The following is an 18299-nucleotide window of genomic DNA, read 5'->3' as shown; positions in this document are numbered from 1 at the left end:
TCCCCGTTCCGGTCGTGGTCGTTGTTCCAGTCGTGGTCGTCCCCGCTTCCGTCGTGGATGTCGTCGAATCCGCAGTCGTCGTAGTCGCTGTATTCGTTGTGGTTCCCGTGGTTTCGGTCGTCGTTTCGTCGGTGGTCGTGGTATCCGTGGTCGTTTCGTCGGTGGTCGTGGTCGTCGGTTCGCCGTCGCTTCCGAGGACGTAGAAGTCGCCGTACTTCGTATACTCGTAGTCGATGGTCGATTTCATCGGGTACGTCGCGGTGTACACCTTCCCGTCGGCGACGACGGGCGAGTTGGCCGCAGGGCCGGTGTCCGCGGAATCCCACCCTCCGAACTCGTACTGCCAATCCTGTTCGCCCGACGCCGCGTCGATGGCGAGGAGCACCGCGTTCCCCCCGTCGCCGCCGACCCGTCCACCGGCGTAGAGGGTCCCGTCGGCGACCGTCACCGCCCCGGCGAGCGTGGCGTTTGCCTCGTGTGTCCACACCGTCTCACCGCTCTTCGCGTCGAGTGCCAGCAGCGTATCCCCAGCGTGGAAGTAGACACGTCCGTCCGCGACCGTAAGTCGATCTTGAGACCAGTAGTCCGAATAGTCGATCGGTGTCGTCCACTGAACTGTCCCGTCGTCCACCGACCGCGCCGTGACGGCGTGATTCGTCTTGCCATCGTTGACGACGCCGTACACCACCCCATCGGCCACCGCTTGCAGTTCGTCGTCGTCGCCCGACGCGTCCCACAGAACGGAGCCGTCGCCCGTGTCGAGCGCGACTCCAATCTCGGAGAACAGCGTTCCATCGGCGTAGCATGCGCTCCCGTTCGCACCGTCGGTCTTCCAGATCTGGTCACCAGTTCCGGGGTCGAGTTGGGCCATGCCGTTCGCCACCTCGGCGAACAGTGTCCCGTCCGCCACCATCGGGTTCGAGAACCCGAGCGAACTCTCCTTGTGCCACTTCGTCTCGCCGTTGTTGCTGTCGAGGGCGAAGAACCCGGTCGCTTCCGCGTCCTCGGAACCGTACGTTTCGAAGTAGATGGTCCCGTCGGCGAGCGTCGGTGTCCCCGGGCGCGAGATGTCGTCTTTCTTCCACACCGTCGCTCCCTCCCGTTGGTCGTAGGCGGCGACGTATCCCTCGCTGCCCGACGGGGAGTTCGTCGTCGTCACGGCCAGATATATCGTCCCGTCCGCGACGAGCGGTTCGACGGTGGCCATCCCGCCGTCCAAATCGAACGTCCACTCCGTGTCCACGTTCGAGTTCGGTCCGCTATCGGTCGTCGCTCCGGTTCGCCCCGCGTTCCCCCGAAACGTCGTCCACGAACCGGCCGAGACACCGGTCTCTTTCGCCTGTACCGCGAACTCCGCGCCGACCGCGAGGGTCGCGCCGATAACGGTCGTCGCCTTGAGGAAATTACGCCGATTCGTTGCGCGCATGGAATATTCGAAAGTATGGCGTTTGAATATAGTTTTCGACCAATTTCGTGTGAAAATGGTTTCGAATGTTGGCAATTCTGGGATATGTCTCTAAGTTTGTTCGATACCGTCCCTCTTCGAGTCGAATCGGCTTCGGCGTGTGATATTCTTCCTTCGGGAAGTATCTCATGACGGAAAAATAGCTTTCAATCGTCGACGTGCAAGCCGTCGAATGTGACCCAACGCAAACGTATTGGGGAGTTGGAATTATCGACTCTTTCCAATACTTCCTTTCGGTTCCGTCGAACAACGCAAATCAGAAATTTGCTGGCTTGACGAGACTTACGCCTCGTCAAACAACGTGAGCCGGAGGCTCACTGGCTCGACGAAGCTCACGCTTCGTCGAACAATTCCTCGCCCTCGACCATGTGCTCCTCGACGGCGTCGATGTCGAGCGTCAGGCCGAGACCGGGTTTCTCGGGAATCGTGATGTAGCCGTCCTCGATGACGTCCTCCTCCACGAGGTCCTCCCACCAGCCGAGCTGGTAGGAGTGGTATTCGACCGCCAGCGAGTTCGGGATGGCCGTGCCGACGTGCGCGCTCGCCATCGTCGCGATGGGCGAGGAGACGTTGTGCATGGCGACGGGGACGTAGTACTGGTTGGCGACGTCCGCGATTTTGCGGGTTTCGCGCATGCCACCGACCTTGGGCAGGTCGGGCGCGATGATGTCCACGGCGAGGTTCTCGATGAGGCGGCGCTCCTCGGTGACGCGGTAGCGGTTCTCACCGACCGTGATGGGCGTCGAGGTGGACTTCGTGACCTCTTCCTGTACCTTGAGGTTCTCCGGCGGAACGGGGTCTTCGAGCCACCACACGTCGTAGTCCTCGATGGCTTTGGCGAGTCGTTTCGCGCTCCCGGCCGAGAACGTCCAGTGACAGTCGAAGGCGACGTCGGCGCGGTCCTTCACGCGCTCGGTGACCGTCTCCACGATCTCGGCTTTGTGACGAATCTCGCCGGGTCGCAGGTGGCGGTTCGCGCGGTCCTTTTCGAACCCGGACGGCACGTCGAGGTCGAACTTGAGCGCGTCGTAGCCCAGTTCCTCGACGACGCGTTCGGCCTCGTCGGCACACGCCTCGGGGTCGGCCTCGTCCGCGGTGTGGCAGTCACAGTAGACGCGAACCTTGTCGCGGTACTTGCCGCCGAGCAGTTGGTAGGCGGGAATGTCGAGAATCTTGCCCGCGAGATCGTGCAGCGCGATCTCGATGCCGGAGATGGCGGTAATGGTTACGCCTTCGATGGAACCCTCGCCGGACATCTTCTGGACGAGGTGTTCGAACAATCGGTCGATGTCGAGCGGGTTCTCGCCGATGACGAACGGCTTCATGCGCTCGATGAGTTCGGGAACACCGGCACCCCAGTAGGCTTCACCCGTGCCGACGATTCCCGCGTCCGTGTAGAGGCGGACGAGCGTCCACGGGAAGTTCCCGTCGATCATCGTCGTCTGGACGTCCGTTATCTCGATGTCGCGCTTATCGCCCCGCGATGCCCTCGTTCCCATCGTTTCGCTGGAGAGATTGCGCATCGTGTACTCTGCGTTGGGGTCGTGCAGTGTCGCATAGTCGCGTCCCATACCCGCGGGTACTTCTTCGGTAGTAAAAGTTTACGTGGTATCGTCCGTTATTACTGGAGCACATCCACGGGGGTCTCCGCACTGATCCACGCGTGGATCGAATCCTCGGCGCGAAGTTCGTATCTCCCACGTCGATAGTAGCCGACGACCCGTGGCTCGGTCTGCTGATTAGGCATCTCGTGTATCCCTTCGACCCTCCTCACCCTTACTATTGACCAGTTAACCGGTTACGCCCCCTGATAGTCCCACCGTTCCTGTCCGTTGAGACACCAATGTCGGTCCGCTCGCGTTCCCAAAACCCCACCGTCTGCATGCGGTTATACAGGGGTTAATCCGGGAGTAGCGGGGGAAACACTCAGTGAGGTGACCCTATCACGGGGACGTACTCCGATCCCCGATATCGACACGACGTTTTCGGCGACGTGGCTCGCGCGACGTTCCGACACTCGATTCCCGGAAGTGGCTTCCGTCCCATCAAACGGCCAATGAGGAAAAATGTCAGATGAAAGGTTACTACTTTCAGGTGTGCGGCCGTTGTCGGCGATTTCATGACACGTCGGTGTACGAGACGGGGGTTTCTCGCCGGTGTCGCGTCTGCTGTCTCGCTTTCCGGATGCGTCGCAGACATCGGGACCCCTCCTGTGGACGTTCGTGGTGCGATGTATCTCCCCTCACGCGCGATGAACTCTTTCCAGATGTGGAACACGTACGACCGTGGGGTCACGGAGCGAGACATGGGGTTTGCCGACCGTCTGAACCTGAACGCGATTCGGACGTGGTTGAGTTACGAGGCGTGGAAACGCGACCCCGCATCGTTCGGCCGGGCGCTCGACCACTTCCTGGCGACCGCGGACAAGCACGGAATCCGGGTCCTCCTCGGTGTCTTCGAGGGTGTCGGGCGTCCGCCGGTCCCGAAGAACCTCTACGACACCGACCCGTGGACGGGAACCTCGGTTTGGTCGCCCGGAAAGCACGTCATGCGGAATCCCGACCAGTGGGACGAACCGAAGCGCTTCGCCGAGTGGGTGACGAACCGCTACCGCGACGACGAGCGACTGCTCGCCATCGAGGTGATGAACGAACCCGGCTGGCGACCGTGGAAGAAGCGGTTCGCACGCGCCATGTTCGACTACGTCCGCGAGCGACGCGGCGACGTCCCGCTGACGATCGGCGCGACGAGCTTTGCGAACGCCACCGATTACTACGACTGGGGGATCGACGTGATCCAGTTTCACTACAACTACCCGAACACGACGGACATCTACCGTGGCGTCCTCCAACAGGCGAACGAACTCCGCAACAGCATCAACATGCCCGTCTGGTTGACCGAGTGGCAACGCATCGCGGATTTCGGGTGGGGTCAAAAGGAGGTCTCCGTGGCCCAGCGCGGCCCGGATTACGCCTCGCTCGCCCCCGTCATCCGGAAGTCGGGAGTCGGCAACTTCTTCTGGTCGCTCATGCTCAAACCAGCCTACATGCTGAGCCAGCGCAAACGCGGCATCCTCAACGGTGTCTTCCACGAGGACGGCGCGGTCTGGAGCACGGAGGACGCGAGCGCACTCAAATCGATGTCCGGCAACGGCACGTTTCACGGAACCGAACGCAAGGAGTGGCCGGATTGGGCGAAGGAAGTCATCCGGAGGGCGTGAGTCCGGCGTAGGCCAGTACGTCCGCTTGGTCGAAGTTACCGTCGCCGTCGAAATCGAGCGCCGCTCGCTGCTGTGCTGGCATGTGTGCGAGGCCACTCGTCTGGGCGGCGGCGATGATCGGGAACGCCACTGCGTCCGAGACGCCGGTCTTTCCGTTTCCGGTCATATCCTCGTATCGATCGTCCTTGTCGGGATCGAGTGGTGGGCCGACGTTCAGTTGGTTCCCGAACCCGTGCACCAGCACCACCGGAGCGTAGATGTCGATGGCGCGATTGTGATGGATCCGGTTGTCGAGCAGCGTATCGTCCCACGAATCGTCGAGCGTGACGCCGCGAAGGTCGCCCCTCACGGTGTTGTTTACCAATCGAGTGTCCGACCCCGTCACGCCGATCCCGATGGCGTTGTCCACGGCGACGAGGTCGTGCACCGTCACGTCCGAGGCGTCCTCCACGTACACCCCGCGATTCCAATCCTGCGTTCGGAGGTTTCGAACCGTCACGTTCGACGCCCCATCGACGTGGACGCCGCTGGTGTCGCTGACGCCGTATCCGTCGAGGGTGTGTCCCCCGCCGTCGAGAACCACGTCGTTCGCGCGGATTTCGATACAACCGGTCGAGATGGCGGTCTTCCCGTTGTGGACGTCGCGAGTCAGCACGTAAGTTCCCGGTTTCGTGATCGTCGTACAGGAACCGACGGTCGTGGCCGTTTGCGGTGTCGGTGTGGATGCGGCGGACGCAGTAGATGCGGCAGGTAGTCCGCCGTAGCTGGCACTGACGATGCAAAGAAGAACCAACCCGACGGCGAGAACGCGCGACTGAAGCATAATCCCACGCACGACGGCCCCCCTGTTATACGCTCTCCCGGTAAGGGCGGCCTACTCGTGGAAATCCGTGTTTAAAAGCGGGAAATCAGAGCACGCCGAGCGCGCGAAGGTCCGATTCGAGCGTCTCGCGGTCGGCGTCGTTCATCTTTCTGAGCGGGCTCCGGAGCGGGCCGGGGGAGAAGTCCACGTCGAGCAGGTCGAGCGTCGTCTTCACGCCGGCCATGTACGACCCGCCCTTCAGCGCGCTCCGAATCGCGTACACCTCGCTTTGGAGTTCGCGGGCGCGTTCCTCGTCGCCCTCGTCATAGGCGTCGTAGAGGGAAACGATCAGTTCGGGGAAGGCGTTCGCCACTGCGCTTACGGTTCCGGTACAACCGAGTTGGAGTCCCGGCAGGATCAGGGAGTCCGACCCCGAGAGGAACGTGAGGTCCGGGTTGTCGTCGATGGCCTGTCCGAGCCACGGAACGTCCTTGCTCGAATCCTTGAGTCCGGCGAGGTTCGGAATCTCGGCGAGGTCCGAGAGCGTGTCGAGCGACAGCGAGTTGCCGGTCTTGCTCGGAATGTGGTAGATGTACACTGGCAGGTCCACGGCCTCACAGACGCGACGGTAGTGTTCGAGCGCTCCGTCGTGGTCAAGCGGGTAGTAGAACGGCGTGATGACGACGAGTCCGTCCGCGCCGACCGACTCGGCGTGTTCCGCGTTCTGAATGGTTTCGTACGTGCTCGGCGCACCGACGCCCGCGATGACGGGAACGTCGTCCACCGCATCGACGACCGCTTCGACGACGCCGCGTTTTTCCTCGCCGGTCAGGAGCGGGAACTCGCCGTTCGTCCCGAGCGGGAAGACGCCGTGTGCGCCGCCATCTACGACGTATTGAGCGTGGGCCGCCGTGGCTTCGTAGTTCACCGACTCGTCTTCGTGAAACGCCGTAATCGTGGGCGGAACGACGCCGTGCAGCGAAAGCGGGTCGTCCGTCCCCGGTTCTGGTGCGTGCGACATACTCGGACGCTTGTCCTCCGACCTGATAAGCGATTTCGTCTCGGCAGGGTTCTTTTCCGAAAACGAGTAAAATTCACCCGTTAGCTGTTTTTCGAGACTGAGTAAACTTTTTGTTGCAGGGGGGACAATGTGTGAGTATGAACGTCACAGTTAAACTTACCGGACCGATGGTCGCGCGCACCGGGACTCGTGACGCACGCGTGGCAGTCCCCGACGAGGCAACCGTCGCGGACGTCGTCGACAAACTCGGCGAGCGTTACGGTCCGCAGGTCCGCGCCGGAATCATGGACGGACTCGGCCTCCGCTCGGACACCTGCCTCTTCCGGGAGTCCGACCACGAACCGCTCTCGGTTCGCAGTCCCGTCGAACCGGGCGAAACCGTCCGCGTACAGGTTCACGCCTGACGACGGTTTCCACGACCTCTACCTCGGTTCCTTCCGTTCGAACGAACGGACCTTTCTCTCGATTTTTACACACTACAGTCGCTACGCTCTACTTCCCTCGCTTTTTCGTGACGAAATAGTGCGCGATATCAGACGTATTCGCCCGGCACTTCCTCGAACTGCGTTCGATGGTCGTCCGAGCAGAACCGATACTGTCGGCCGAGATGACGCGCCACGAACTCCGTCTCCCGATCAACGTACAGTTCCGTACCGCACACTGGGCATTCTTCCATGTTCGGTACTTCGAACGCCTACCGAAAACGCGCTGTGCTTGCACCCGCAAGTGTCGGCTATCCCAGTCTCGCCAGACGGTTCAACGCGTACACCGTCCGAAGCACGTCGCCCGCCTTCCCGCGGTCGAAGACGAGTTCGTCCGTCTGAATGACGTGGTTCAACACGTCGCGCGAGGCGTGTTCCGGCGCGGCACCGATGCCGCAGTCGTTCTCGTCGACCCACTGCATCACGCGGAGGTCGCTCTTGCTGTCGCCCATCACGAGGGTGAACGGTTCGTCCACGCCGAGGACGTCCAGCGCGGCCTCCACGCCGACCACTTTGTTCAACTCCCGACTGCCGATTTCGGCGGCATCACCCTCGTAGTACGCCACGTCGATCCTGTCGAAGGTGTCCCGCACGTCCGCCGGAATCTCCGAAACGTCCGTCTTGGGCATCCCGTCCGCCGCTTCGAGGACGCCGCGGATTTCTGGGTCGCTGTCGGCGTAGTACGCCCGCGCCCATTCGCTTCCGTCTTCGCCATCCCCGACCACCGTCTCGCCGAGCAAGTCGATTTGATAGACGAGCGCGCGGTCGATGACTTCGACCGCCCGCGAACTCCCCGTCTCGAAGTTCGGCTTCATCGTGATGTTGAACTCGTTGCCCTGCAGGTGGGTACACCGCCGGAGTTCGTCGGGTGCCGAGGAGAGCACCTCCGAGCGCACCGTGTCGAAGACGGTTCGAATCTCGTCGTCCAACTCCTCGAACAGCAGTCGCTTCGTCTCCGCGCCGTGGCCGGGCGTGAACACGCCAGTTCCTGCCTCGTAGACGATACTTACCGTGCCGGAATGGACGATTTCGTTGCCGAGTCCCTGTATGGCGAACCCCTTCACGTTCTCCAGCGTCTGGCCCGTACAGACGACGATGGGCACGCCCTTCTCGTGGAATTCGGTGAGCAGGTTCAGCGTCTCGCGCGGAATCTCGTTGTCCGTCCCGCCCGCCGACCGCAGCGTCTCGTCCACGTCCAACACGAGCGCGTTCACCGACCGGCCGTACTTGGAGTAGAGGTCGAGCGCGGTGAACGCCTGGTCGCGGGTCGCGTGGGCCGCCACGTCCGCGTAGGTTTCGCCCGCGTCGAACCCGTCCCGAATCTCGTCCTTTCGCCGTTCCAGTTCGTCGCTCGCCGACTGCCAGTGCTCCAGCGCAACGCGGGAGTCGACCGGCGGGAATACGTCCACGAAATCCTGATACGCTCGAAGGGTCTTCGCGTCGAATTCGTCGTAGAGCCGATAGAGAGCATCGTACCGTTCCATACTGGATGTGGGTCACATTCCGGGATAAAGGTCGGGGAGGGTGGCAGATAGTGTCGGATCGAGTATTTGACTACAACCACGATTCCAATACAGTAGAATTCGGCCCGTGAGGTGGTAACTCCTCCTCGACGGGATGTGTCCCCATTGGGGACAGTACAAATCTGACACTCACTCCTCGACGGTGCCGCCCTCCGTCTCGTCCACTCGCTTGCTGATGTCCACTTGGTAGTGTTCGAGGATATCGCGGCCCAGCAGGACGGGATTGTTCATGTGGCTCCTGTCCTCGACGTTCGCGGAAACCGTGTAGTGGTTCCCGGCGATGCCGATAACCACGTCCACGACCGGTCGGGTTCGGCTCGATTTCGAGCTTCCGGAGCGCACCCGCGAGATGCGCCGAATCGGACCCGCACCCACGTCGGCCGCGATTCCGGTGTCGATACTGGTTCGGCTCGCACCCGTGTCAGACTTGGCGACGACGGTGCGCGACCCCGTCGTCCCGCTGACGACGACCTCGGTGGTGTAGCCGATGGTGGGCTGGTCCGACAGTCGTTGGCTACCCGTCGATGGTTTGCAGTCCGGAACCGAATCGTCGAGCGTCGTCGTCAGTTCCGTGATTCGACTCTCGTCCACGCTTCCGCCGCCCGCCTCGATCGCAGCGCGTGCGATGTGTGGTGCCGGACTGTGGCCCGTGGCTCGGAAGAACCCTTTGAACCCCGCCGTCGGGTTGACTTCGAGCACGTACCACTCGTCCTCGTCCCGGATGAGGTCCACGCCAGCGTAGTCGAGTCCGATGGCGTGTGCTGAATCGAGCGCTATTTGGGCGATCTCGTCCGTGAGAACGTCACCTGCCGCCGTCACGTCGCCGCCGAGCGCGACGTTCGTCCGCCACTCCTCGTCCGGGGCCGACCGGATCATCCCGCCGAGGACGGAATCCCCGACCACGTAGACGCGCAGGTCGCTGTGCGGGCCGTCCCCGTTCTGCTCGATGAGCTGTTGGATGAACGCCTGTCGCTTCCCGACTCGTGAACTGATGGGCGTGTTCAAATTCACCTTCCACGTTCCGCCGCCGTGGGTTCCGATGGCGGTCTTGTACACCGCCTCGGGACCGTACGTCTTGCCGATCCCGTTGAGCCGATCCGTGGAGAGCGCGAAGATAGCGTCGGGAACCGAAATCCCCTCGTCCGCCAACCGGACGGCTGCCGAGAACTTGTGAGTGGCCTGTAGGACCGACATCGGCGGGTTCAGCATCGGCACGAGGCTTTCGTACAGGTTCGCAAGCCCGAGGAGTTCCTCGGGGTTCTCCGTCTTCGACAACAACAACCGATTCGCGATGACGTCTACGTCCGGTTCGAGCACGACACGACCGTCCCGTATCTCGACGGACGTGTTCTCCCGCCGGAGCCAGACCGGATCGTGGCCCAACGCTTCGACGGCGTTCAAAATAGCCTTCGTCTCCTTGCTGTTGTGGAGGCTGAGTACTCCCACTGACACTGCTTTTTCTCCCGACATCAGTTTGCTATTGGCTAACTCATAGCAAAACAGTTATTGCTCTTTCGCTAATATTTCGGGGTCGTCTTCCGTCCAACTATCGGCTATCGAATCTTGTCGAAGACCGTGCTCTGACAGCGGCCGCACTGTCGAGGGTTGCGCCAGTACTTCTTCCCGCACGAGTGGCATTTCCAGTTTGGCGTGAGGAAATCGGGTTTGAGCGATTCCAGGTTCATGGGACGATGTAGGATCCCGACGAATAAACGCGTCTCGCCGGGTTCTCTCGAACTCGTACCGTTCTCCAACTCGAACCCGAACCGTCCCCCAACTATTACTGTGGCGGCGTCGTCTCGGCGTCTATGACTGGGGGGAACCAACCAGCGGAGCGGTTCGGCTACATCACGCCCGAAAACTTGGGGCTGTTCACCGACCTCTACGAGTTGACGATGTTGCAGGGGTATCACGCCGCGGACCACAACCCGCGGGCGACGTTCAGCCTCTTCTTCCGCAAACTGCCATCGGATAGGGGGTACGTTCTCGTGGCCGGACTCGAACAGGCGATGGCCTACATCGACTCCATCTCGTTCGGGGAGCGAGCAATCTCGTATCTCGCCGGTCGCGGGTTCGACGATGACTTCCTCTCCCGACTCGCGGAGTTCGAGTTCACTGGCACCGTGCGGGCGCTCCCGGAGGGGACGCCCGTGTTCCCGAACGAGCCCATCGTGGAGGTGACCGCCCCCATCTTCGAAGCCCAACTGTTCGAGACCCTGTTGTTGAACCAGGTCGGCTTTCAGAGCCTCGTGGCGACCAAAGCCGCCCGGATGCGCGAAGCGGTCGAACGCCACGGCGACGGCCAATCGCTCGTGGATTTCGGTGCCCGACGCGCCCACGGTACCGACGCCGGGATGAAAGCCGCCCGCGCCGCGGCGATCGGCGGCTTCGACGGAACCTCGCTCGTCTCCGCAGGGGAGGCGTTTTCCCTCCCGGTGTACGGGACGATGGCCCACTCGTGGGTCCAGAGCTTCGAGAGCGAGCGCGACGCCTTCGGGACGTTCCTCGATCAGTATCACGAGGACACGATTCTGCTGGTGGACACCTACGACACCGTCGAAGGGGCGAAGTTGGCGATGGAACTGACCGACGAGCACGACGCCGAGGTCGGCGTGCGACTCGACTCCGGCGACCTCGTTTCCCTCTCGAAGGAGGTCGCCGAAATCGTCGGCGACCGACCGATCTTCGTCTCCTCCAACATGGACGAGTACAAGATCACCGACTTCCTGCGTGAGGGCGGTGTGGCGACCGGATTCGGTCCCGGCACCGCACTGACGACGAGCGGGGATGCCCCGTCGCTCGACCTCGTCTACAAACTCACCGAAATCGAACGCGACGGCGAGATGCGACCGAGCATGAAACTGTCGTCGGGGAAAGTCACGTACCCCGGGGCGAAGAGCGTCCGCAGAATCGAGGACGACGACGACGGCACCTACGAAAAGGACGTGATCGCACTGCGTGGCGAGGACGCGCCCGGCGAGGACCAACTGGTGTTCGTCTACGAGGACGGGGAGCGCGTCGCCGACTCCTCCGAACTCGGCGCAATCGCCGAACGGGCGGGAAGACGACGGCGATGTCTCCCGGACGACTGTCGTGACCTGCGTGCGCCGGGTTCCTACCCCGTCGAAATCAGCGACGGTCTCCGTCAGCTAACCGAGGACTGTCGGGCCGACCTGCTGGACCGATGAGATACTCGACGTCGAAATCGTAGCGGCATCCGAGCAGACCGTTACGGAGTGCGGCGGAAGCGGTCCGCCACGAAATACGGAGGACGCCGATACGCGGAAGCCGACCCGCTTCCGCTCATTCGTTCGTGTATTCCGTTGTCGTTCCCGTCGTATCGCGTTGGGCCGTCGTCTCCTTTCGACTCAACACCTTGCTCGCACTCTGCAGCACGCTGTTCTTCCACGCCTCGATGTCGTTTTCCTCTACCGACGCTCGTAGCGGCTCCATTCGGTTCGCTCGCTCCGATTCGTCCATCTCCAAGGCTTCCTCGATGCTATCCGCGAACGCTTCGGTGTCGTTCGGGTGGACGGTTATCGCCCACTCGCCGAGCGCCTCGTGTGCGCCGACGAGTTCGCTGAGGACCAACACTCCCGGGTCGTCGACCTGTGAGGCGACGAACTCCTTCGCGACGAGGTTCATCCCGTCGCGGAGCGAACTCACGAGCACCATATCCGATTCCCGATAGAGCGCGGCCAGCGCGGCCGGTGAGAGGTGATCGTCGATGTAGACGATCGGTTGCCACGTCGCCGTCCCGAAGCGGTCGTTGATCCGCTCGACTTCGCTCGTCACGTTCTCCTTGACGCGCTGATAGTCGTCGATCTGACTTCGACTCTCGCTCGCCTTCTGGACGTACGTGAACGTCTCACGCCGCTCGGGATATTTCTCCCAGAGCCGTTCGAGTGCGGCGAGCCGTTGCTCGATGCCTTTCGTGTAGTCGAGTCGATCAACCCCGACGGCCAACCGGTCGGCGTCGAGCGCGTACGTTTCGCGGAGCGATTCCCACGCGTCGTCGGCCTCCGTCGACCCCGCGAGCTGCCGCCGTTCCGCGGCGTCGATACCGAGCGGGAAGGATTCGACCTGAATCGTTCGCCCTTCGTAGCGAACCCACCCGGCTTCGTGATCCACCTCGGTGTCGAACGCCCGTTCGACGCAGTCGAGGAAGTTCTCGCAGTAGCGGTCGGTGTGGAAGCCGAGCAGGTCGTTCGCCAGCAGTCCGTCGAGCAGTTCCTCGTACTCCGGACAGCTTTGGAGCACGTCCCACGACGGCCACGGGATGTGCCAGAACTGCATGCAGAACGCGTCGGGACACTCCTCCCGGATCCGTCGCGGTGCCAGCGCGAAGTGATAATCCTGAAACCAGATGACGGCTTCCGATGGGTCCACTTGCTCCCGTATCGCGTCCGCGAAGTGTTCGTTGGTTTCCCGATAGTGCTCCCAGAACTCCGGTTTCGGCGTCATCTTGGCCGTATCGGAGTGACACATTGGCCAGAGCACCTGATTGCTGTAGCCGTAGTAGTAGTTCTGTACCTGTTCGTCCGTGAGCGAGACGCGCTTCAAGTCGTACGAGGGAGACTCCGGCGGGACGCGAACGCAACCGTCCTCGTCGCTCATCTCGTCGTCGCCGTCGCCGCTCCCCCACGCGACCCACGTTCCTCCGGTGCTCGCCATCATGGGATCGAGCGCGGACGTGAGGCCGCCGGTCGGTCGAACAACTTGAATCTCACCGTCCACTCGCTCGTGGACGTACGGTTCCCTGTTCGACACCAGGACCAATTCGCGGTTTCCGAACTGAAGAGCAGTATCAGACATCGTATCTCCCCTCCCTGAGTCGGCAGCAAATCCTTCAGCAGTCTCGTTCATTAGTTTTGTCGCTCATCACGCATATTCGAGGGTCAAACCAATCACTGCATGGGTTGCGTTTGCAAGTTTCTTTATTAGGCTCTGACCCGGCCGTATCGACCCGCTTCACCTCCGTATCGATCCTACTCGAACAGTCCTTCGTGGCGCTCGGCTAGCCCTGTATACTCGCCCGACGAGTACGATTCGAAGATGTCCGCCGCGTCGATGGTCGTCTCCGAAAGCGGCGTCACCTGCGCTGGAACCCCCCGAACGAACGATTCCGGCGGGATGTCCGCCTCTTCGAGCGTCACGGTCCCTGCGGCGACGATGCTTCGCTCGCCGACGTGGACGTCCGTGTTTATGGTCGCGTTAAATCCGACGAGGGACCCGTCGCCGATCGTCGCTTCGTTCAGCACCGCACCGTGACCGACCATCACTCGGTCGCCGACGGTCGACGCGTGGAGCACCGCGTTGTCCCCGATGTGTGACTCTTGGCCGATTCGCACCGGTGCCGCATCACCCCGTAGCACCGCACCGGGCCAGACGCTCGCGTCGGCTTCGACCGTCACGTCCCCGACCAACGTCGCCTCCCGGCAAACGTGGGCCTCCTCGTGTATCGACGGCTCGCCCCCTTCGAACTCGTACGCTCGAACCATACACCTGACACGACGTTCGACCCCAAAGCTCTGGCGGGGAGACTAGCCTTCCGATCCGCTCCACTCGTGTTCGTCCAGATACTCCTCGAACAGCGTCAACCGTACATCGTGAGACGACCGCAACTCGGCGAGGTCGATGGGTGCATCCCCGCGGTTGAACCAGCGGTACATCGCCGCATAGTCCTCTCCCGCCCGCTTTTCGAAGGTGTCGATAGGAACGTGGTCGGCGGTCACGTCGATTCCGATACTCTTCGACAGCCGAACCGCCATCGCCGACAACGTGAGTTCGTCACCCGCGAGGTCGATTTCCCGCTCGACGTAGTTCGCTCGCTTCGCGAAGGCCTCCGCGACGATTGCGCCGATGTCGTCCACGTCCACCATGTACAACGGCGTGCGCGGTTCGAGCGCCATCGAAAGCGTCTCGTTCATGATGTCGTCGCGCATGCCCTCCAAGTTCTGCATGAAGAACACGGGCTGGACGACCGTCAACGGCAGATCGAGATCCGACAGTCGGCGCTCGATGGTCGCTTTCGTGTCGAAGAACGGAACGCCCGACCCCTCGTTCGCACCCCACACCGAACTGAACACGAAGTGATCGACGTCGTGGTCGGCGGCGACTTCCCCGAGGTTCGTCCCCTGTTCGACTTCGGCGTCCAATCCAGCGGCCGACGTGGTGACGCCGTACACGCAGTCCACATCGCGCACGGCGTCCACGAGTGACTCCTTCTCCCCGAGGTTTCCCTCCACGACGACCGCACCCCGTTCGTCGAGCTCTCGGGCAGCGTCGCTTCCCCCGTCCCTGGTCAGGGCGTGGACTTCGACGCCGCGTTCCAGGAGGTGGCGCGCGACGGCCCCACCCTGTCGTCCCGTCGCTCCCGCCACGAGTACATGTTCCGGTGGCATAACGGACGGAAAACGCCACGAATTTGCTTAGTCGTTGTCGCCGTCGCGGGTACCCTCGTTCCGATTTCCCGATTGCTACGACGACCTCGAAAGCATCTGCTCGCAGCAATATCGTCGTCTCACGCCAACGCCGCAAGCAAGCGGGTGCGGTGTGGTTTCATCGTCGCTCGGCGATCGTCGCCACGGAAATCGCGGTGACCTCTCGTGGCAAATTCCGTTGAATCCCCGATTCCACGAATCAGCACGGATTTGTGCGCGGCGGAAATACGTTCCGTATGACCGATATCGGGAAGATAGACCGCGATTTCTTCGACGAACACATCTACCCCTATCTCGGCGCGGAGCGCGAGGACGAACTCCTCGGCCCGAAACACGGCGTGGACTTTGGCGTAATCGATGTTGGCGACCACGTCGTCGCGCTCGCCACGGACCCGCTCTCGCTGCTCCCGGAACTCGGCTTCGAGAAGGCCGGATGGTTCGCGTTCCACGTCGTGATGAGCGACGTGGCGGTGAGCGGCCTGCGTCCGAGCCACCTCGCGGTGGAGTTCAACCTCCCGCCGGAGATCACGGACGAGGAGTTCGCGGAGGTCTGGAAAACCTTCGACCGCGAGGCGAATAAGCTGGGCGTCAGCATCGTCACGGGACACACCGCCCGCTATTCGGGCTGTCAGTATCCGTGGGTCGGCGGCGCGACGACGTTGGCCATCGGAGAGAAGCAAGACCTCGTCCGCCCGGACGGAGCGAGACCGGGCGACAGCGTGTTGGTGACGAAGGGACCGGGCGTGGAGACGGCGGGTTTTCTGGTGACGCTGTTCGAGGACCGGATCGACCTGCCGGAGGACGATATCGCGGACGCCAAGGACCGGTTCTACGACATGAGTCCGGTCGAGGACGCGCTGGTCGCGGCCGATGCGGGCGGCGTGACGGCCATGCACGACGCGACTGAGTGCGGGATTCACGGCGCGCTGGTCGAGATGGCGCGCTCGGCGGGCGTCCGCTTCGACGTGAGCCACGCCGACGTGCCGATTCTGCCGGGCGTGCTGGAAGCCTGCAACTATTTCGATATCGATCCGTGGGCCTCCACGACCGAGGGGACGCTCGTCCTGACGGTCGAAGCCGAGGCCGCCGAAACCGTCCTCGCCGCGTTCGACGACGCGGATATTCCGGCGGCCGAAATGGGGAAGGTGAGCGAGGGCGATGGCGTCTACGTCGATGGCGACCGAATCGAGCATCCCGATGTAGACCCCTCGTTGCAGGTATTCGCCGAGTTGTCGGCCGACCGGGAGTGAACACCACCGCTAAATACAACCAAGTAATATCTCGACGTGATGACCGATCTCGGCAAAGTAGACAGCGAATTCTTCGAGGAGTACATCTTCCCGCACCTCGGTGCGGAGCGCGACGACGTGACGCTGGGGCCACAGCACGGCGTCGATTTCGGCGTGATGAAGGTCGGCGACAAAGCGGTCGCCACCGCGACCGACCCCATCTACGTCATGCCCTCGCTCGGCTTTGAGCGGGCGGCGTGGTTCGCGTTCCACATCCTGATGAGCGACGTGGCGGTGAGCGGCCTGCAACCCACCCATCTCGCGGTGGATTTCAACCTCCCGCCGGAGATCACGGACGAGCAGTTCGCCACGATTTGGCAGACGTTCGACCGTGAGGCCAACGAGATGAACGTCAGCGTCGTCACGGGACACACCGCCAGATACGCGGGCTGTAACTACCCGATGGTCGGCGGGGCCACCGCGATGGCCGTCGGCGACCCGGACGACGTGGTCCGACCGAACGGCGCGCGCCCCGGCGACCGCGTCCTGCTCACGAAAGGTCCGGCAGTCGAGGCAACCGGCCTCCTGAGCAACCAGTTCGAGGACCTGATGGACTTTCCGGAGGAGACCGTCGAGCAGGCGAAAGACCGGTTTTACGACATGAGTCCGGTCGAGGACGCCCGGATAGCGGCGGAGGCGGGCGACGTGTCGGCCATGCACGACGCGACGGAGGGCGGCGTGCACGGCGCGTTGACCGAGATGGCGGCCGCGAGCGGGGTCCGACTCGACGTGCGCCACGACGACGTTCCGGTCCTGCCGGGCGTGCTGGAGGCCTGCGAGTTCTTCGACATCGACCCGTGGTCCTCCATCAGCGAGGGAACGCTGTTGCTGGCCGTCGCGCCGGAGGACGCCGACGGCGTCCTCGCCGCGTTCGACGACGCCGGGATTCCGGCGGGTGACATCGGCGAGGTTCGGGACGGCACCAGCGTCACGGTGGACGGTGAGGAAATCGAACATCCCGAGGTGGACCCGTTCTGGGGTGCCTTCGAGGAGTTCATGGAACATGAGTAGAGAACCAGCACCGGTCTCCCTCCCCGTCGCGCTGACCATCGCCGGAAGCGACTCCGGCGGCGGCGCGGGGATTCAGGCCGACTTGAAGACGATGGAAGCACACGGCGTGTTCGGCACCAGCGCCATCACGAGCGTCACGGCACAGAACACCCGCGGCGTCGAGGAGTTTACCACGCTCCCGGTCGAGGATGTCGAAGCCCAGTGTGAGGCCGTCCTCTCGGATTTCGACGTTCGGGCGGTCAAGACCGGCATGCTCGCGGAAGCCCCGGTCGTCCGGAGCGTCGCGGAGCAGGTCTCCGGTCTGGAAATCCCGGCCGTCGTGGACCCCGTGATGGTCGCGGCGTCGGGCGACCGACTGCTCGACTCGGCGGGTGAGGAAGCCTACGCGGACCTGTTCACCCACGCGACCCTCGTTACGCCCAACACGGACGAGGCCGAAGTCCTGACGGGCATCGAGCTAACGGACGACGAGAGCGCCGCGGCCGCGGGCGAGGCGCTCCGCGAGATGGGTGCGGACGCCGCGCTCGTGAAGGGTGGTCACGTCCCCGGCGAGACGGTTCGGGACGTGCTCGCCACGGCCGACGGCATCGAAGTCTTCGAGCATCCGCGCATCGACACGGATGCGACTCACGGGTCGGGATGCACGCTCGCCAGCGCGATCACCGCCCGACTCGCGTTGGGCGACGACCTTCGAACGGCAGTCGGCGGCGCGACGGAGTTCATGGAGCGCGCGGTCCGCTACGCTGCCGACGTCGGCGAGGGACCGGGAGCGGTTCACCACCTCGTCGAACTCCGGAACCGTGCGGCGCGGAACGACACGGCCGAGGCGGTCGAAAGCGTCGTTCAGTCGTTCGTCGAGCGGGACGTGAGCGCCCTCGTCCCGGAGGTCGGGATGAACGTTGTCGGGGCGACGCCGTACGCCGAGGAGGTGGACGAAACCGCCGCCGTTGAGGGGCGAATCACGCGAACCATGACCGGCGTGAAACCGAACCGCGGCGTGCGGTTCAGCGCGTCGAGCCACGTCGCTCGGTTCCTGCTCTCGG

The 18299-nt window shown here is 63.0% G+C and carries 18 protein-coding genes; 6 read left to right on the top strand and 12 right to left on the bottom strand.

Features of this window, described 5'->3' with window-relative positions:
* The 3 genes from WBV42_RS09555 to WBV42_RS09545 all read right to left on the bottom strand — a co-directional run.
* Positions 1 to 1426 (bottom strand): PQQ-binding-like beta-propeller repeat protein (locus tag WBV42_RS09555; protein WP_423985817.1); only part of this gene is annotated, 1426 nt, incomplete at its 3' end.
* A 371-nt stretch (positions 1427 to 1797) separates the two neighbouring features.
* Positions 1798 to 3036, bottom strand: coding sequence for a mandelate racemase/muconate lactonizing enzyme family protein (locus WBV42_RS09550; RefSeq protein ID WP_423985816.1), 1239 nt, complete (start codon positions 3034 to 3036; stop codon positions 1798 to 1800).
* 50 nt (positions 3037 to 3086) lie between these two features.
* The gene (locus tag WBV42_RS09545) at positions 3087 to 3212 is read right to left on the bottom strand and encodes a hypothetical protein (RefSeq protein WP_256486879.1); all 126 of its coding nucleotides are present in this window, start codon (positions 3210 to 3212) and stop codon (positions 3087 to 3089) included.
* 558 nt (positions 3213 to 3770) lie between these two features.
* On the opposite strand from WBV42_RS09545, the gene WBV42_RS09540 reads away from it, so the two are divergent.
* Entirely contained in the window at positions 3771 to 4685 is a 915-nt protein-coding gene (locus tag WBV42_RS09540; protein ID WP_423985815.1) for a cellulase family glycosylhydrolase, read from the top strand.
* Here WBV42_RS09540 and WBV42_RS09535 read toward each other — a convergent pair.
* Entirely contained in the window at positions 4669 to 5508 is an 840-nt protein-coding gene (locus WBV42_RS09535; RefSeq protein ID WP_423985814.1) for a NosD domain-containing protein, read from the bottom strand. The two genes, WBV42_RS09540 and WBV42_RS09535, sit on opposite strands and share 17 nt — an antisense overlap.
* An 85-nt stretch (positions 5509 to 5593) precedes the next feature.
* Entirely contained in the window at positions 5594 to 6508 is a 915-nt protein-coding gene (locus tag WBV42_RS09530; RefSeq protein WP_423985813.1) for a dihydrodipicolinate synthase family protein, read from the bottom strand.
* Between the two features lie 137 nt (positions 6509 to 6645).
* Here WBV42_RS09530 and WBV42_RS09525 point away from each other — a divergent pair, with 137 nt between their 5' ends.
* Positions 6646 to 6912, top strand: a complete 267-nt coding sequence (locus WBV42_RS09525; RefSeq protein ID WP_066143953.1) for a MoaD/ThiS family protein — start codon at positions 6646 to 6648, stop codon at positions 6910 to 6912.
* 128 nt (positions 6913 to 7040) lie between these two features.
* On the opposite strand, the gene WBV42_RS09520 is transcribed toward WBV42_RS09525, so the two are convergent.
* From WBV42_RS09520 to WBV42_RS09505, 4 genes are all read right to left on the bottom strand, one after another.
* Positions 7041 to 7184, bottom strand: coding sequence for a TRASH domain-containing protein (locus tag WBV42_RS09520; RefSeq protein WP_423985812.1), 144 nt, complete (start codon positions 7182 to 7184; stop codon positions 7041 to 7043).
* A gap of 57 nt (positions 7185 to 7241) precedes the next feature.
* Positions 7242 to 8474 (bottom strand): HAD hydrolase family protein, encoded by a 1233-nt coding sequence (locus tag WBV42_RS09515; RefSeq protein WP_253226540.1) that lies wholly within the window; start codon positions 8472 to 8474, stop codon positions 7242 to 7244.
* 168 nt (positions 8475 to 8642) lie between these two features.
* Positions 8643 to 9983, bottom strand: coding sequence for a RimK/LysX family protein (locus WBV42_RS09510; protein ID WP_423985811.1), 1341 nt, complete (start codon positions 9981 to 9983; stop codon positions 8643 to 8645).
* A gap of 83 nt (positions 9984 to 10066) precedes the next feature.
* Positions 10067 to 10198, bottom strand: coding sequence for a hypothetical protein (locus WBV42_RS09505; protein ID WP_255359094.1), 132 nt, complete (start codon positions 10196 to 10198; stop codon positions 10067 to 10069).
* A gap of 123 nt (positions 10199 to 10321) precedes the next feature.
* Between WBV42_RS09505 and WBV42_RS09500 the strand changes: the two genes are divergently transcribed.
* A complete protein-coding gene (locus WBV42_RS09500; RefSeq protein ID WP_423985810.1) occupies positions 10322 to 11701 on the top strand; it encodes a nicotinate phosphoribosyltransferase in 1380 nt (459 codons plus the stop codon).
* A gap of 115 nt (positions 11702 to 11816) precedes the next feature.
* Here WBV42_RS09500 and WBV42_RS09495 read toward each other — a convergent pair whose 3' ends face one another.
* The 3 genes from WBV42_RS09495 to WBV42_RS09485 all read right to left on the bottom strand — a co-directional run bounded on the left by WBV42_RS09495 (position 11817) and on the right by WBV42_RS09485 (position 14917).
* Entirely contained in the window at positions 11817 to 13328 is a 1512-nt protein-coding gene (locus tag WBV42_RS09495; RefSeq protein ID WP_423985809.1) for an alpha,alpha-trehalose-phosphate synthase (UDP-forming), read from the bottom strand.
* A gap of 173 nt (positions 13329 to 13501) precedes the next feature.
* Entirely contained in the window at positions 13502 to 14014 is a 513-nt protein-coding gene (locus WBV42_RS09490) for a gamma carbonic anhydrase family protein (protein ID WP_423985808.1), read from the bottom strand.
* 42 nt (positions 14015 to 14056) lie between these two features.
* Positions 14057 to 14917, bottom strand: coding sequence for an NmrA/HSCARG family protein (locus WBV42_RS09485; protein WP_423985807.1), 861 nt, complete (start codon positions 14915 to 14917; stop codon positions 14057 to 14059).
* A gap of 275 nt (positions 14918 to 15192) precedes the next feature.
* Between WBV42_RS09485 and WBV42_RS09480 the strand changes: the two genes are divergently transcribed.
* From WBV42_RS09480 to thiD, 3 genes are all read left to right on the top strand, one after another.
* A complete protein-coding gene (locus tag WBV42_RS09480; RefSeq protein ID WP_423985806.1) occupies positions 15193 to 16206 on the top strand; it encodes an AIR synthase family protein in 1014 nt (337 codons plus the stop codon).
* Between the two features lie 39 nt (positions 16207 to 16245).
* On the top strand, positions 16246 to 17256 hold the full coding sequence (locus tag WBV42_RS09475) for an AIR synthase family protein (RefSeq protein WP_423985805.1): 1011 nt from the start codon (positions 16246 to 16248) through the stop codon (positions 17254 to 17256).
* The coding region (gene thiD, locus WBV42_RS09470) for a bifunctional hydroxymethylpyrimidine kinase/phosphomethylpyrimidine kinase (protein ID WP_423985804.1) at positions 17249 to 18299 on the top strand (1051 nt) is incomplete at its 3' end. The genes WBV42_RS09475 and thiD, both read left to right, overlap by 8 nt.

The sequence above is a fragment of the Haladaptatus sp. genome (genome assembly GCF_049589095.1).
Classification (GTDB): domain Archaea; phylum Halobacteriota; class Halobacteria; order Halobacteriales; family Haladaptataceae; genus Haladaptatus.
Note: the sequence above shows the minus strand (reverse complement) of the source record. Positions and strands in the feature narration are given on the sequence as shown.

Coding starts and splice junctions, on each gene's coding strand:
- WBV42_RS09475 (WP_423985805.1), top strand. CDS start 16,246: ATGACCGATCTCGGCAAAGTAGACAGCGAATTCTTCGAGGAGTACATC.
- WBV42_RS09490 (WP_423985808.1), bottom strand. CDS start 14,014: ATGGTTCGAGCGTACGAGTTCGAAGGGGGCGAGCCGTCGATACACGAG.
- WBV42_RS09515 (WP_253226540.1), bottom strand. CDS start 8,474: ATGGAACGGTACGATGCTCTCTATCGGCTCTACGACGAATTCGACGCG.
- WBV42_RS09500 (WP_423985810.1), top strand. CDS start 10,322: ATGACTGGGGGGAACCAACCAGCGGAGCGGTTCGGCTACATCACGCCC.
- WBV42_RS09545 (WP_256486879.1), bottom strand. CDS start 3,212: ATGCCTAATCAGCAGACCGAGCCACGGGTCGTCGGCTACTATCGACGT.
- WBV42_RS09480 (WP_423985806.1), top strand. CDS start 15,193: ATGACCGATATCGGGAAGATAGACCGCGATTTCTTCGACGAACACATC.
- WBV42_RS09485 (WP_423985807.1), bottom strand. CDS start 14,917: ATGCCACCGGAACATGTACTCGTGGCGGGAGCGACGGGACGACAGGGT.
- WBV42_RS09505 (WP_255359094.1), bottom strand. CDS start 10,198: ATGAACCTGGAATCGCTCAAACCCGATTTCCTCACGCCAAACTGGAAA.
- WBV42_RS09520 (WP_423985812.1), bottom strand. CDS start 7,184: ATGGAAGAATGCCCAGTGTGCGGTACGGAACTGTACGTTGATCGGGAG.
- WBV42_RS09510 (WP_423985811.1), bottom strand. CDS start 9,983: ATGTCGGGAGAAAAAGCAGTGTCAGTGGGAGTACTCAGCCTCCACAAC.
- WBV42_RS09550 (WP_423985816.1), bottom strand. CDS start 3,036: ATGGGACGCGACTATGCGACACTGCACGACCCCAACGCAGAGTACACG.
- WBV42_RS09525 (WP_066143953.1), top strand. CDS start 6,646: ATGAACGTCACAGTTAAACTTACCGGACCGATGGTCGCGCGCACCGGG.
- WBV42_RS09540 (WP_423985815.1), top strand. CDS start 3,771: ATGGGGTTTGCCGACCGTCTGAACCTGAACGCGATTCGGACGTGGTTG.
- WBV42_RS09495 (WP_423985809.1), bottom strand. CDS start 13,328: ATGTCTGATACTGCTCTTCAGTTCGGAAACCGCGAATTGGTCCTGGTG.
- WBV42_RS09530 (WP_423985813.1), bottom strand. CDS start 6,508: ATGTCGCACGCACCAGAACCGGGGACGGACGACCCGCTTTCGCTGCAC.
- WBV42_RS09535 (WP_423985814.1), bottom strand. CDS start 5,508: ATGCTTCAGTCGCGCGTTCTCGCCGTCGGGTTGGTTCTTCTTTGCATC.